Source organism: Shewanella colwelliana ATCC 39565 (assembly GCF_000518705.1).
Taxonomy (GTDB): domain Bacteria; phylum Pseudomonadota; class Gammaproteobacteria; order Enterobacterales; family Shewanellaceae; genus Shewanella; species Shewanella colwelliana.
Genome location: NZ_JAEC01000012.1, coordinates 107,212 through 121,770, shown reverse-complemented (window position 1 = coordinate 121,770; position 14,559 = coordinate 107,212). Strand labels below are relative to the sequence as shown.

Annotated in this window: 12 protein-coding genes; 5 read left to right on the top strand and 7 right to left on the bottom strand. The window is 43.4% G+C overall.

Annotated elements, in window-relative coordinates:
• Positions 1-2 precede the first annotated feature (2 nt).
• A complete protein-coding gene (locus tag L876_RS0107190) occupies positions 3-956 on the bottom strand; it encodes a LysR family transcriptional regulator (RefSeq protein WP_028763181.1) in 954 nt (317 codons plus the stop codon).
• Entirely contained in the window at positions 943-1,920 is a 978-nt protein-coding gene (locus L876_RS0107185) for a LysR family transcriptional regulator (protein ID WP_028763180.1), read from the bottom strand. Before L876_RS0107185 ends, L876_RS0107190 begins: the two co-directional genes overlap by 14 nt.
• Positions 1,921-2,438: 518 nt before the next feature.
• Between L876_RS0107185 and L876_RS0107180 the strand changes: the two genes are divergently transcribed.
• The 3 genes from L876_RS0107180 to L876_RS0107165 all read left to right on the top strand — a co-directional run bounded on the left by L876_RS0107180 (position 2,439) and on the right by L876_RS0107165 (position 8,139).
• Positions 2,439-4,616, top strand: a complete 2,178-nt coding sequence (locus tag L876_RS0107180) for an OmcA/MtrC family decaheme c-type cytochrome (RefSeq protein WP_028763179.1) — start codon at positions 2,439-2,441, stop codon at positions 4,614-4,616.
• Between the two features lie 392 nt (positions 4,617-5,008).
• On the top strand, positions 5,009-5,593 hold the full coding sequence (locus tag L876_RS22300) for a hypothetical protein (RefSeq protein ID WP_051413000.1): 585 nt from the start codon (positions 5,009-5,011) through the stop codon (positions 5,591-5,593).
• A gap of 749 nt (positions 5,594-6,342) precedes the next feature.
• Positions 6,343-8,139, top strand: coding sequence for a hypothetical protein (locus L876_RS0107165; RefSeq protein ID WP_028763178.1), 1,797 nt, complete (start codon positions 6,343-6,345; stop codon positions 8,137-8,139).
• 283 nt (positions 8,140-8,422) lie between these two features.
• Here the strand turns inward: L876_RS0107165 and L876_RS0107160 are convergent, their stop codons facing one another.
• The 3 genes from L876_RS0107160 to L876_RS0107150 form a co-directional block, all read right to left on the bottom strand.
• Complete coding sequence (locus tag L876_RS0107160) at positions 8,423-9,829, bottom strand: hypothetical protein (RefSeq protein ID WP_028763177.1); 1,407 nt, start codon at positions 9,827-9,829, stop codon at positions 8,423-8,425.
• Positions 9,830-9,890: 61 nt separating this feature from the next.
• Positions 9,891-10,412 (bottom strand): hypothetical protein, encoded by a 522-nt coding sequence (locus tag L876_RS0107155; protein ID WP_028763176.1) that lies wholly within the window; start codon positions 10,410-10,412, stop codon positions 9,891-9,893.
• Complete coding sequence (locus L876_RS0107150; RefSeq protein WP_028763175.1) at positions 10,405-11,211, bottom strand: winged helix-turn-helix domain-containing protein; 807 nt, start codon at positions 11,209-11,211, stop codon at positions 10,405-10,407. The genes L876_RS0107155 and L876_RS0107150 overlap by 8 nt, the downstream gene beginning before the upstream one ends.
• A gap of 467 nt (positions 11,212-11,678) precedes the next feature.
• On the opposite strand from L876_RS0107150, the gene L876_RS0107145 reads away from it, so the two are divergent.
• Positions 11,679-12,500, top strand: coding sequence for a cytochrome c3 family protein (locus tag L876_RS0107145; RefSeq protein ID WP_028763174.1), 822 nt, complete (start codon positions 11,679-11,681; stop codon positions 12,498-12,500).
• Between the two features lie 10 nt (positions 12,501-12,510).
• Positions 12,511-13,032, top strand: a complete 522-nt coding sequence (locus tag L876_RS0107140; protein ID WP_028763173.1) for a hypothetical protein — start codon at positions 12,511-12,513, stop codon at positions 13,030-13,032.
• A gap of 40 nt (positions 13,033-13,072) precedes the next feature.
• Here L876_RS0107140 and L876_RS0107135 read toward each other — a convergent pair whose 3' ends face one another.
• Both L876_RS0107135 and L876_RS0107130 read right to left on the bottom strand, forming a co-directional pair.
• Positions 13,073-13,546, bottom strand: coding sequence for a hypothetical protein (locus L876_RS0107135; RefSeq protein WP_156029387.1), 474 nt, complete (start codon positions 13,544-13,546; stop codon positions 13,073-13,075).
• 43 nt (positions 13,547-13,589) lie between these two features.
• Positions 13,590-14,327 carry a winged helix-turn-helix domain-containing protein gene (locus L876_RS0107130; protein ID WP_028763171.1) on the bottom strand — a complete coding sequence of 246 codons (738 nt, stop codon included), beginning with the start codon at positions 14,325-14,327 and terminating at the stop codon, positions 13,590-13,592.
• Between the last annotated feature and the right edge of the window lie 232 nt (positions 14,328-14,559).

Genomic DNA, 14,559 nt, shown 5'->3' with positions numbered 1-14,559 from the left:
CATCACTGATGCGCTTTAATAATGTAATCCTCAAGACAGCGCTGTAACCAAAATGGCGTCGTCACCTTGCCGCGAGTATCCAGCTTTAACCATAAATAAACCGTTGGATGACTAAAGTTCTTCAAAATCGATTGGTCTTGCACATGATCGATTTTTTGTGCCTTCAATCCGTTAATGTTTCTTAAAAAGTCCACCGCCCCTTTGACCCCGATAATGATGATGGCATCAGAATTAAGCAGACTATTAGCCGCACTCCCTAAGTCTGGAGCCGTTGCGTAGATCTGCATCTGTTTGCCCACCTGTTTAGCGTAGTTTCCTATTGGCGACTTATTGGCAGGAAATGGCATAGTGATGAGCTTAACCAACGGGTAATCAATCATATTGTCGATACAGGGATCGCGCCAAATGGGGTGATCACTGCGCGCCACCAAATAACCGCCTCGATGTTGAATAATCGACTTAGATAAAATGGCGCGATGACTTGAACGTTGAAAGCAGATCGCCGCATCCAGTTCATCATTAATTAGTTGTTGGCTGGTGGTTTCCCCCCAAGGCGTTGTAGACACAATGATTTCGCTATCAGCAACGGGCATAGCCGCTTGCTTAATGCTCTGGGTCAAATTGATCTCTAATTGGGGAACCGTGGCAATCTCAACCGTGTTTTCCGCTCCCCCTGAGCCGCCTTTCATCAAATGATCCACCGCTTGGCTGCACTCCATCATCTCACGGAAAATGGGGTAGAGATTATGTGCTTTCTCGGTGGCCTGGAACTGACTTTCACGGCGAATAAATAGTGGGTCGTCAAATACGCTGCGCAGCGCTGCCAATGCACGACTCACCTTAGGCTGAGACAACTCTAGATGGCTGGCGACCTCAATAGCATTTTTTTTCACATAGATTTGGCAGAAGATCTCAATCGTCGTCAATGGAATGTCGAGTAGTTTATCTTTTGGCATCAACGGCTCCGTCGCAGTTTATGATCACATTACTTTGGATATAAGAACTGATCTCCTCTTCCACCCAAGGCACTGTATGGGTACCGTCTCTAAGCTGAGTTAAATAGTGGTGATGACCGTCTGCGCGCAGGTTAAGTAATCGGTTTTGCTCTTCTGGCAGCGCTACCGCACAGATGTTGCCTTTCGCACATAAAAACTCAACGGCATCGCGATAGCAAATTAGCGCCAAGGCATCACTACGCTCAAGTTGAATCATCAGATCGGCCAACAGGCACACCTTAGCAATAATATTGATATCCATAAATTTTTCAGAAGCATACAGCGCAAGAGGATCGTGCCCTTGATCAAACTCATGGCCGTTAAAACTGATATAGGGAAATCTGAGAATGTCATCAACATCAACATGCCCATCACCTTGGAAAATCGGGTGTTCCTTATTACCCACCAACACATAAGCATTGGCCTTTGCTACAAACCGAGAAGATAAACGCTCAGAGTTATGTGCCTCGAAGGTGATGGCTAAATCCACATCGAGTCGGCTCAGTAGCTTATCAATATCATTACTACAGGGTTTTATATTGAAGCTAAACTTCTGTTGTAACTGTGAAGCCCTATCTTGCAGATAACTTAATAAGTTCAGTGACAATGGTGGAGGACAGGCTAAGGTCATCTCCTGTTTAACTTGCCCAGTTTCAGGTTCTGACAAGGCCAAACTTAATTCAGAGAGCGCTAATATTCTTTTCAACTGAGGGTAGATAGATTGCGCAAATGGAGTATGTTCAAAACCATGTTGTTTACGTACAAATAAAGGTTCATCGAATGAATGACGCAACGCCTTTAAGCTGCGGCTCACTTTAGACGTCGCAACCCCCAATTGCTGGGCGACATGGGTGGAACTCAAGCTTTCAAACAGTAGTACAAAGACTTTGATATTGAACAGCGTATTGCTATTTATTCGGCTCATGTATCTCCTTTTAACAAGGCTTAAGTTCGCGCTTATTTATACGCTTCTAATCTAATCTAAATCCATCTTTATTACGCTTAGAACTGCCCAAATTTATGATATTTAGCTAGAATTTTGTTAAATATGTGACACTGACAAACAAGTAAACAAGGAGTATCTCCTCGGCACTGAATCTCGCAAAGTAATAAAATAAATCTTGTAGCACTTAAAACTAATCGCCCAAATAGAATCACTTTCTACTTAGGCAAATTAAGATTCACTATTGTGATTTGCGGAATATGAATATTAGAGTTTCACCTTAAGAAATTCTCGCGAATCATCCACAAAAAACAAATAAAACAAAACAAAAAACCAACCTCAAACACAACAGCACCAAGTTAAACCTACCAGTAAACACAAAATCAGTTCAAATCGCCAATTTAGACTATTTAGTTAAAGTGATGTACTTCATATCAGACTTTTCTACCAATCCTTAACATTTAAGCCAGCTACACCCAGTGGTTAATCTTGGAGAAAAAATGATGATAAAAACAAAAACAACCACACTTGCGCTACTCATTGCCTCATCGGTAATGTTGTCTGCCTGTGGAGATGGGAATGATGGAAAAGATGGTATAGATGGTGAAAACGGTCAGCCAGGCAACCCTGGTGCACCGGGAACGAGCGGTCTGCATATTGATATGGCCAATGAGGCTATCGCCAATATCACTAACGCCAGTTATGCCGACGGTATTATAACGGTGGATTTTGAGCTCGAAAATAAGCAGGGCGTTGGCTTATTTGGCCTGAGTGGCAGCAATCCTTTTCATGACTTCCGCTTTTCACTTGCCCAATTAAAAACAGAAGAGGGCAGTGAGCTTAAGCAGTGGTTGTCACTATTAAATGAAACCACCAATGATGCGGGCACCACCTTTGAACAGGGCTTTGAAAAGATAAAAGACTGTGTTGAATGCTTAGTCGATCACAATGACGGCACCTATAGCTATACCTTTAAAACGGAGCTCACTACAGCACAAGATCCTGCTGGTATCGACTTCGACCCACAACTGACGCAACGTATCGCTATCGAGATGCAATTTGAGTATGACTCAGGTCATGAGTTGGCCGAGAATGCCCATTTTGACTGGATACCAGCAACGAATGCCAGCGAAGGTATTGAGACCCGTGAATTGGTGACCATGCAAACCTGCTACACCTGTCACCAGCCTGATAGCTTAGAAGCTCATGGCGGTCGACGTCTAGATATGGAAAACTGTCAATCTTGCCACAACGGGATTGTCACCGACCCCAACGCTATCTCTGTCGAGCTTGGGCATATGGTACACGCCATCCATATGGGACCACACCGTGAGGGTAAAGACAGCGAAGGCAATGTAGTACCTATGCCATACACCATTGCTGGTTACGGCGGCGATCATGCCTTTGACTACCCTGCTTTCCCAACGAAACCCTTTATGGATTGTACCGCCTGTCACGTTGAAGACGACACGCTTGCCGATAAAGATCTGTGGTTAGCCAATGCCAATGCTAACGCGTGTACGGGATGTCATACCGACTCACCAGCACAACATAAATCAGATAAAAATCCGCAATTAACCTGTACCGATTGTCATAGCGCAGCGGTACATAATGACCACGCAAAACCTTACCAAGCGGCAAAAGAGTATGACGCTGTTGTCACTAATGTTGCCATCAGCACTGCTAATGAAATTAGCTTCGACTTGAAGATAACCGATGAAGCTGGAATCTTTGTCAGCCAAGATGAAGTCTATAAAAAGGGTTACAGCAAGCCTTATGTCGTGGTGAGCTGGGATGTTGAAAAAGATTACCCAGACTTTGATCAATCTCCCTACAGCGAGCGTCGAATTGATATTAAAGATCCCGCTAAGGCAACTTGGAATGGTGATAACAGTGTCAGTGTTAAGGTCGCGATGAACTTCCCCAACGATATCGCTTCTCGCTCACTGGAAGTCCTGCCTGTACTTAAAGTGTGCTTTGAAGAGAGCAGCGCCAACCGTGTCAGCTGTGATGCGAGCAATGCCTACCCGGCCTATGTGCAGACCGACGCTTATCGCACCATCCTTAACGACAGCGAAGCAGAGGTTGCACAGCGCCGTGCGATTATCGATCAGCAAACCTGTCATGACTGTCACAGCTATGAGTTTTACCATGATTCCAATGGCGTAAACTGTATTGCCTGCCACACCAATGATAAGAAACTGGGTGCTGTAGAAGATGAAAACGGTGATGCGCTGGCTTCAGGCGAGAAGAAATCAACCAGCTTTATGTACAAAGCCCACAAAGCACAGGGCCATGACAACGGTCATGGTGGCAGTGGGACTATCTTGAAAACTGACTGCACCACTTGTCATGCTGAAGTTGAAGGTTGGGGCGGTAAAGCCTATGGTTTCGAGCTCGGACGTAATGCAGGTCAAGCCCATACGGTACCAAGCTTTATTCCTGGTAAAAACAATGACCCGGCATTGACACCAGTAGCAACTTGGTATGCCTCACCCGATGCGGCTGCATGTATGAGTTGTCACCAGAAATACCTATCCGATGCAGCCATGTCACACATGCAAAACAATGGCGCATACTTTGGCTCAGATAAGCAGCAAGCCAAAGAAGCAAAAGAAGCCTGTGCAACCTGTCACAGCCCAGAGAAAATTATGGAGCACCACGGCCACAAGCTATAACAAATTAGGCGCTTAGCCCCCCTAAGCGCTTTGTTCCACCCGCTATCCCTGCAATGTCAAAGGCGCCTTCGGGTGCCTTTTTATCCTCTTTTATTATCCATTTAGCACTGTATTGCGAGTTGCGAGTTGCGAGTTGCGAGTTGCGAGTTGCGAGTCAAAGTATATTAGCGTGTGGCTTACTGAATACTGGTGGGATGTGTTTGGAGGTCACACCTTCATGACAACCAATCGCTAATACGCTAGTTAACTCTCTTAAAAGTTTATTTTGGGTCCGTTAATTCAGCTCATAGCGAGTTATATGACTTCAGATCAACAACCATAGACTTTTGGTGGATTAAGATAGACAAACAGTACAAGTGTGGATGTATTGTTTGTCATGCTAGGAGAAAAAAATGAAATACTTAACGTTAATGGTGACGCTTTGGTTTACGCCTGCGCTGTCGGCCGCGCCGTCATACACCCCAAAGCAAGAGAGAGAAGTCGCGTTCTGTAGTGGGCTGTTGAACGGATATAACTCAGAAAACAGCACAAATATGATGACGTATTTGATTGAAATAGCGAAGCCAACAGATAGATACCACTTTATGCTAGTCAGAGAATATGACAGGGGCATAGGTTATGTAGAAGGTTGGCATGAGGCTTGTTTGCGCCAACAAAGCTGTAATGAGGCATCGTTATCCGATGCGGCAATAAGCACTTGGAAACACTTCAAATGCAACAATTACGGCCTTGACACCCTCTTTAATACACCAACCACCCCCGAAAAGGTGATCGGAAAAGCAAACACTGAAGAGGTAAATGGATCGGCAAAAATGGGTTCCAATCCAGACGATGAACCCTGTACCTGCGTGTTTAACAAAAACAGAATGTGGAATCCTGACAAAATTGTCTGGAACAATGAAGAGTGGGTATGTACAAATTATACTACCGATGGCCTCTGCTCAGAGGTAAGCAAAGTCGAAGGAGCCCCCAAGTAGTTACAAAGTTAACGGTCTCGTTTAAAGTGGTTCTGCATATATGGTATTGATAAGTGTCACACTGCTCGCCAAGGTAAAGGTGATTGGTGTGGCCAGCTCGCCGAAAAATAAAGAGCCACCCGCTGCAGAATAGGCATTGAGGGTATTACAGATTCTGTCTAGAAACCGGTTAAGGAACTAACTCACATTTGCCCCAAAGTTTGTTGCCCTTGGAATGAAGGTTTGCATTTTTTATTTGACTGAGCAGCCTTGGGCTAGGTGGAAATTGGTTAAGTGAGCTTGGAGGTCGTCTCTTCATAGCAATCAATCACCTGCGGTGAGCTTGTGTGCAAGCACTCTTTTGGCTCGCCGACTTTTTGTTAAAGAAAGTAGTCCATGAAGGCTCCATAGCGACATCTAATCTACATGGATAATGGAATGCCGATAAATGTCGGGAGCATTTTCTGTCTGTCGCCAAGGGCCAAAACCGCGTTTATACTGGGTTATTCACTCTCTTGGATCTGACCTCATTGGTAGACATTGAGACAACTTATTATTTTTAATAAGAAACCTTCAATAAAATGTTCCAACACATATTGATAACAACCAGTAGGAAGGATTAAAATATAACCAGTTAAGGACAGAGCTAGGCAAACTCGAATCAACTATCGAGGACGCCATTTAGGGAAGAAAAGCCTATCACTAATGCGCTAATTAACTCTCTTTAAAAGTTTACTCTGATCCTATTTATTCTCGTCAAAGGAATGGAAATGCGAGCCAGATTATTTTTGTTAATATCAGTACTATTTTTAACCGCCTGTAACAGCACAATTAAAAATACCAAAATCGATAAAAACAAATCACTTGATGTTAATCATGGAGTGGTAGGCGTTCAGATTATTAATAATGCTGAACAATTAACACCACCTCACCGAGATTGGACAGAAGTCATTGTTGTTAGAATTGACAACTTTGAAGATAAAAAACAAAAAGCAGTAGCCATGGCTAAATCCAAGGCAAAAACCAAAGATAAAGACAGTATTAATAAAGATAATGTGGATTGGGAACCCGATGTTTATTCTTTGTCTCCAACTCGAGAAGGGTTAATTGATAGTCAGGTCTTTATCGGGTCAATGCCAGAGGGGAGTTATATTATTTCAAGCCTTTATAGTTACTATGATGGTGGAGATTATACATCTTGGTTGAACATGCCAGTTGATCACTCAACGGGGGTATTTAAGGTAAAAAAAGGTCAGTTAACAAATCTTGGCAGTGTGGTTTTTCAACCTTTATTAAATGTTCAGCAAAAGTCATTTTGGGTACAAAAATCAAGCCAAAAAGCTTATGTTACTCGTTTAGATGCACAACAAAAGCTGAGCACGTTCTTATTGAGTAATTATCCAAACCTTGCAGAAAGTCTCGATTTATCCACTGTTCATTTATGGGAAAAAGATGAGCTAGATCGTTTTAGATCTAACTTAAGTAAGCTATCGCGCCAAAATGCCTACGGTAAAACCGCTATGCCACTAACGATCCACGGTAAAGGGGTTATTGCATCAAAATTTGGTCAAATAAAATGGCAAGATCAGCAAGGACAATGGCATCAACTTGACCTCAATACCAACAGCCAACTTGCTGCAGTATTAGAGACCGATGACCAACTGATGATAGCTGGTGAGCGTGGTGAAATATTTATGGCTAACAGCTGGCTTGGTGAATGGAAGCAGATATCCAGAGTATCAGCGAATGAGGCAATAACTTGGTTTGGCAAAGGTGAAAATAGTTTTTTTGTCATGACTCAGTCGATTGATGAGTTCAATATTTACCAGTTTGCCTCACTCGAATCGGATTGGATAAAGCTAAGAAGCTTCAAACGCAAAACCGATCGTTTATTAAGTGCCTTTGGCCATCTATTTCCCATCATGACAAAATCAGGCCAATTGTCGGTATTGAATGACAATAAGTTATTTGAATTCAACCCCCATACCAGCAGTTGGAGCGAACAAATAAGCACTCGCATGTCAGCAGTTTCACAGTTAGCCAACGGTTATCTAGTCGGGATAGAAAGAAGCTATTGGGGTGCAGGTGAGCAAGTTATTAGTTTAGATTCTGGCAAGACTTGGTTAACGGTAAACCGTGATCTTATGGCTTTTGATGACCATGAAACACAGAGAAGCTTACCAGTAGTCTTTTCCGATGGCACTGTTGTAACACTAGGGCGTAAGAAAACCAAAGCAAAAGATAAAAGAAACCTTCGAGGTGAGCTGAAAGTTATCTCCACCACGCTTGAGCAAGCAGAAAATAACAAGTCATGGAGCTATCATGGTAATGCCGTGCCTGAATGCGAGACATTATTAGCTCAGATATCATCTGCTGATGAGATCTATTTTCTATGTGACAAAGGCGATGTGATATTTACCCAAGATCTAGGTCAATCTTGGCAACATGTTATTAAGATAGATATTGCTGATATGCAGCTTAAATTTAATGAACTAGTTGAAGCCACTAATGCGGAAAAACTAAAACAGCAAATAGAAGCTAAATCAAAGGAGAGCACTCAACTTTAGCGTACAAGGTTATTGGTTTTGACTGGTGTATGAATACTAATTACCGCCAAACCGAAGAGAGTGATAACACTATGCTGATGCGGCTGGGCACTATGGTTTCATGGATGAAACCATAGTGCCCAGAAGCGACACAAAAATGTCCCTAGCTAAAAGCCAGTGCGGCACTCTTGGCTCTCGTTCGTGAGCTAGAAGCTACGCATCACTCACCTTACCGAAGAACGACCAACAGGTTTTCCGTAGGACAGGAGGTAGTTAGCGGCTTAAAAAAGCCCTCCCCCTGACCTTAATCGGCAACTTCCTGCTCAAACCCTATCGCCTGCACACCATCGGGTAACTTACTTTCGGTCACTTCAATAATGGTGGAGCGGTTCATAGTGACTTTATAGCGGGCAAATTGGGGTGGATTACGTCCCTCTCTGAGCGACAGAACTAGATTGATTTGGTAACGGCGCTCTACCGAGTCACTGCTGATTTTACCGTCTGACTCTTTATAAATTTTAGCCTTACCGCGCTCTAGATAACGAGCAAACGGCGCAAGACTAAAGTTGACCTGTTCCTGAATGGTGGAGTATCCAGCTAAGAAGTCTTTCTGAGAGATCCGCGAGTTGATACCATAATGCAAAATATCGGCATCAACTTTATTCTGGCTATGACGTCGATTTAAAATCTCATCGATCTCAGTGGGCAACTCTTTAGCCTTAATAAAATCAATCCACACCAGCTGACGACCAATAACAGCCTGGCTTGTGGTATCTCGCAGTATGCGGCTCCAACGCGGCCGACCTTTTTGAATTACCCGCCATAACGCATTACGAATATCTTCTTTGAAGATCTCACGAAAACCGTAAATCACCGCTAATGTCAGCACCAAAGATAGCGTTAAGCCACTAAACACACCTTGCGCCTTAATAATTAGCGCTGACACAACCAACATCACAAAACCAGTGGCGATGCCTGTAGTGAGCTTTTTCAACCCAACGCCTAAGGTTTTAAGCTCCTCTTTAAGTACGACCCCTTGCTGGATAAGGCGGCGTAGTAACAGCATTTTGTTGGAGATACGGTTAGGGTCATCTTTGGTTTGTGATGAGTTATAGTTTTTACTTTCCCGATAGCTATTTTCACTACGACAAAGGTTCACCACCTCTTCCGTTATCTCGCTGTAATCGCTGCTTCTAGGCGCATGGGACAAAAGTTTGAGTAAACGTTGCTCGCAAAACCAAGATAGATAATTATCTGAGTTCTCAAAATAGTGCTTCCATTTGGGATCGCTAGGCTCGTTACGACGAAACTTTTTCAGCAGTTGAGCCACTATGTCACTCAGATCTTTAAGCGCAAGGTAGAACTGTTCAATATCCTCTATTTGCGCCAGTTCTTTACTGTCGGTTTCAATGGCAACGGCAAACTGGTAGGCAAACAGGTTGAGATAGAGCCTAAACTCCTCAACGGTGCGTTTATTTTGGCTAATGAATCGGCCTTGCACTAACGGAAGATGCAAACCAGAAGAGTAGTAGGAACGACGGCCTGCTATGGCTGCGTGGTAGTACTCCTCTTCATCTAAACTCTGCGGGTTAATCCCCATCTCTTTAGGCAGAAAAAAATAGAGATCTAAGCGTCGATGATCGCCCTCCTTCATCTGGTGGACAAATTTTATCGACAGCGATTCTTCCTGCTTAACGTAGACTTTAGACACGTAACCTCAATTTTGTAGAAATATATCAGATGGTTATAGATGTATTATAGCTCAATATGCTTTAGTGAACTAAGCGGCATCCACAAACGGTATTGCTGGGTTGGAAAAGCACCACGGCATAATCTCTATGTTGGTCGAGATCCAAGGGTTCGATCGATAGATTATGCATTCCTTGGCTATCTAAATTAAAGGAACTGATATAAGAAAGATACTGCATATGCCTTGGAAGTTGTTCATTTTGATTATCATCACTCTCCTCTTTGGTATCAACCGAAAAATTATAGCGATTTGCCTGCTTATCAAAATCGACCAGTTTGCCATGCATACGAATGGTGCCAGCTAAAGTGCCATCGAGATTAAAGTAACGGTAGTTGATCTGTGCCTGCTGTTTTTTGGCCATAATATCGACAAGCAAGTAATGTTTCCCTGCCCCTTCTGCCACATCAGAGGTGTCAAACAACTCAGAGCTGCAACTTAGCATTAAAGTTTCTGGTGGATTGAGATAGCGGTAGCTCACTGTAATACTTACGGCGAGTAGCATTAGCACTAGCAGGTTAATACCCCATAAGACCTTTCTATTCACAAAGAGACACCTCAGTTAACCATGCGTCAGAGATAAATGACTTTTGTTGGCGATAGTCGGTCAACTTCAAATTTCTCACTAAAGATTGCCCCAACTTTTCACCCCGCATCGTGATATTAAAAACTTGCTTATCATGGGACAGAGAAAGGTAGATTTGTTGCCAAGGTGAAGATTCACAGGAGGCAAAGCCCTTGGCTAGTTTTTGTGACAAGGCCACTAACGACGTGTTATTGGTTTTTGACTTGGCATAACTAATAAAAGTGACCTGCTGACCAGACTCAAGTGTGATGCTATGGCTGTCATAGGGAGCGGTGTGATGTACCTTTATACTGGCAGCCACGAGCCATTGCCCCCCAACTAATATGCATAGCAATAAGACTAATACACCAACCCACGCCTTTAACACGCGATGATGCTTACCGAATAACCAGGTGATCATTGTTTGATAATTGGCGCGTAGTGGGTTGCTACGGATACTTTGGTTAGGCAGAGGCTGAGACAAACGTTTATCGATGTGCAACCGATACCCTTTGCCTTTCACCGTCTCTATCATCTGTTCGTGCATTGGGCCAAGAAATGAGCGCAGCATAAAGACAGCCCGAGTCACAGACGAATCACTCAGTGCTGCGTACTGATCGTCCCCCGCTCCCAAGGTTTGCTTAGCAACGATCTTATCCTGATTGGCAAGTAGCAGAGTCAATACCTGCAACTCCGCTCGTGGCAAATGCCACTGTTCGCCGCTGACTTGATTAGTCAATAAACCGCGTTGCCTGTCAAAGAGACAATCACCTAATTGCATGGGTATCTATCCATTAATCATTTACTCAACAAGCTTATTCGACAAGCTTATTCAAAATCACAAATAATTTCTGTGATCACCTCTATCTCCTTAAAATTCATACGGGAATTAGCCTAAATACATGACTGACACTTGCTAATTTGTGACCAAAATCACCCTATTCATCCAACAAATCATTCAGCAAGTGGTTGCTTCAATCTCAATAAATTTACATGAAGACAACAAATAAAGTGATCCGCCCCACACTGTAAGAACCAATTCAGATTACAAAACAATAATAATCCAGCTTAAACGATTAACCCGCTCATCAATTAATCAAATCTTTATTAGAAAAATACGGCAAACATTCATCAAGCTAACGTCACACTATTTGCAATCCTCTCCTCCCACAATGACCCCAAGTTTCAAGGAGCGAACAGTTTCGCACCGACAATAAAAATAACACCTATCCATGTGAGGACATTTTTATGACTATCAATAGACGCCAAGCACTAACTAAAATCATTGGCATTAGCACAGCTGCTGCCGGAGCTACCCTAATGGGCACGTCTGCTTTTGCTGGGACAGATGAACAAGGTAATTTCCGTTTAGAACTTGGGGATAAACTCAAGTATGTGCCACTTGATGCCATGGCAACAGCTAAGCTGGCTTATGAAACAGGTGGCGGATGTATGCATCAGGTGTTCCATGCCATGATCACCATGCTTGCCAAATCATCCAGTGCCGATGCTGCCAAGTTTGCTACTATCCCAACCGCCCTTGCCGGTTATGGTTGGGCTGGTATCGTGGGTCAAGGTACTGTCTGTGGTAACAACAATGCCACTGGGATGCTAGTGAATATTCTTGATGACATTAATGGCCAAAACAACGCCGTGATTGGTGCAACATTCCGCTACTATGAAAATACTGTGCTACCGCTGTCTAGCGACGAATTCGTTGCAGGTATTGGTTCTACCGCAGAGAAGAGTGCACTTGTCGGAAAATCTACCGTGGCTAACAGTATTCTTTGCCATTCATCAATCAGCAACTGGTCAAAAGCTAATGGCTTGCCCTTTGTGAAAAAAGGCGAGCGCTGTAAGCGTCTATCAGCCTCTATCACTTTCCACCTTGTAGAATTACTTAACCGTGCCTATGCCGGTGAAGACCTCTCTGCGTTGCCAGAATCTAAGCCTTCTGAAGAGGCGCAAGCATGTCAAAGCTGTCACGGCAGTGAAACTACTATGGGCAGTGCTGCCAGCGTGAAAGCGGATATGGAGTGTACAACTTGCCATACCGGACACTTTAACTAAGGAGCCCGTCATGAATGATAAATTAGTGACTAGCCTATTGGCTGCACTGTTACTGTGTGGCGGTTGTGGCAGCGATGATTCAGATACGACTGAACCGCCAGTGGTGGTTCCGCCTCCAGTGGCTGACAGTATTGATATTAATGAAGCCACGGTGATCAACTTAGAGCTTGCTACCTTCGATGGCGCCAGTGGCGCGTTGACTTTCAACTTGGCCGACGCAGACAAGCTTGCTATCACCAACGTGAAGGACTACAAGATCACCTACTTCGGCTTTCCAGATGAAACCAAAACATCATCGAAAGCTAAAGCGTGGAAACGCTGGCATGTTACCAAAAGCTACCAATGTGATAGCGCAGAGGCTAACTGCAATGGGGTCTTGGTTGAAGCTGAAAAAGGCAGTTATAGTTTCGATGCGACAGGCCTAGATTGGGACGAAAATGCAACCGCTGGCGCAGTTGAAAAATACAAAGTGGCTATCGAGATCAAAGGCACACTGGCTGAAAACGAATTAGTTTTACTTCCGTCAACATAAACCACTGTACCGCTTGGAGAGCTTCGGCTCTCCTTTTTTATTAAAATTCACACACCCAGACAGAATTACCAGGGCAAAACCTAAGCACGGCATAGCCTTTATCGGCTTCCATTAATACCACGCTAATATCCAATACCACCGAATGACCAAACTCTATCGTTTCTTCCGCATAATTTATGATGGTGGAGATATCGGTTAACGCCCAATCACTGACGCTATCTAGCTCAACTTCGGCTTGATTGACGTGCAGTTTATAGTCCATATTGGCCACATCTAAACGATTTAGATTGCCTGATAACTTCACCCAGCCAGCAGTTAGCCCTTTATCAATAAACTGATAATCCAAGGCGATCTGCTCACCCTCACTGTAAACACTCAATGCCATCCCTAACTCACGATCATTGGCAACATTAAAGGTATCTGCACGACAGTAAAAATTGAGGGCTTGCGCGTCGGTTTTATAGCAATGTAACCAATATCCGCCCGCTATCAAGGCACAAGAGGCCGTAGCCAAACCTAACAATCTCGTCCGATAAAAAAGCAATCTATTCAACATACTAACTACAGATTTCCATATCAACTAACCACTGTTTATTGACAAACTCGAAACCACGCCCTTGGGCGATAGCTTTTACGTTTTTGAGCATCAAGCCTTGGCTACCGTCTTTTTTAAGGCCAATGCTCATCACTTTATTGTCGTCTGACCAAGAGCAAAACAGTTTGTCCCAATCAAGGCGATCACATTGATGAAGTTGATTCACTAAATGTTCAAATTGTGGTGCCATGACGACTTGCTGGTCATGTGAATGGTAGACAGGATAATAAGCCACTTCACCATTTGAATGTTGAATAAACTGCTCTTTATGCAGTGAAAACTTAGTCGACGGCTCAAATACTGAATAGAGTAGTAATAACAATAGTACCAGCTGCGCAATAAGAATCAGATACTGCTGTTTAGTGATGCTTCTACCAGGCGTACCGCTAAGGAAACGATGGCTTCGCGTTAACTTAACATGCAGTAAAAAACCTTGATCATCGATAGACTCTATTAAACTTGCGCTATTGTTCCCCATAAAAAATCGCAATCTATCTATCGCTTCTTCGAGACGAGCTAAACTTGACTCAGCCACAGGCAATACAGCGATCAACTGAGCGTTAGAGAGGACTTGGCCACGATGGTTAGCCAATAAAGACAAAATAGCGTGCTCAGATGCAGGCATTTTCCAGCTTGTATCATTTTCTTGATTGGATAATTGACCAGAAGCCATATCAAACCAGCAACTACCTATTTGCATACCCTATCCCATCTATGTGTCAGGAAATCATTGTATCGACTCGTAACATAAAGGTCTGTGATCCTACAGGAGTCACAAATAGGATTTTTCACTTTCGTGATAAAAAGCACATAACCAACTAATATATAAGAATAATTGTAAGCGATATAGATACATTTGTAACATGTTACAGTTAACCTAATTCACTGACTAACAGCCATAAAAAAAGCGCCTCTTAGGCGCTTTTTTTAAC

What these genes read in the sequence shown, in the direction of transcription:
- L876_RS0107130 (WP_028763171.1), bottom strand. Translation starts at nt 14,327, where the DNA reads ATGCAAATAGGTAGTTGCTGGTTTGATATGGCTTCTGGTCAATTATCC.
- L876_RS0107145 (WP_028763174.1), top strand. Translation starts at nt 11,679, where the DNA reads ATGACTATCAATAGACGCCAAGCACTAACTAAAATCATTGGCATTAGC.
- L876_RS0107185 (WP_028763180.1), bottom strand. Translation starts at nt 1,920, where the DNA reads ATGAGCCGAATAAATAGCAATACGCTGTTCAATATCAAAGTCTTTGTA.
- L876_RS22300 (WP_051413000.1), top strand. Translation starts at nt 5,009, where the DNA reads ATGAAATACTTAACGTTAATGGTGACGCTTTGGTTTACGCCTGCGCTG.
- L876_RS0107190 (WP_028763181.1), bottom strand. Translation starts at nt 956, where the DNA reads ATGCCAAAAGATAAACTACTCGACATTCCATTGACGACGATTGAGATC.
- L876_RS0107165 (WP_028763178.1), top strand. Translation starts at nt 6,343, where the DNA reads ATGCGAGCCAGATTATTTTTGTTAATATCAGTACTATTTTTAACCGCC.
- L876_RS0107140 (WP_028763173.1), top strand. Translation starts at nt 12,511, where the DNA reads ATGAATGATAAATTAGTGACTAGCCTATTGGCTGCACTGTTACTGTGT.
- L876_RS0107150 (WP_028763175.1), bottom strand. Translation starts at nt 11,211, where the DNA reads ATGCAATTAGGTGATTGTCTCTTTGACAGGCAACGCGGTTTATTGACT.
- L876_RS0107180 (WP_028763179.1), top strand. Translation starts at nt 2,439, where the DNA reads ATGATGATAAAAACAAAAACAACCACACTTGCGCTACTCATTGCCTCA.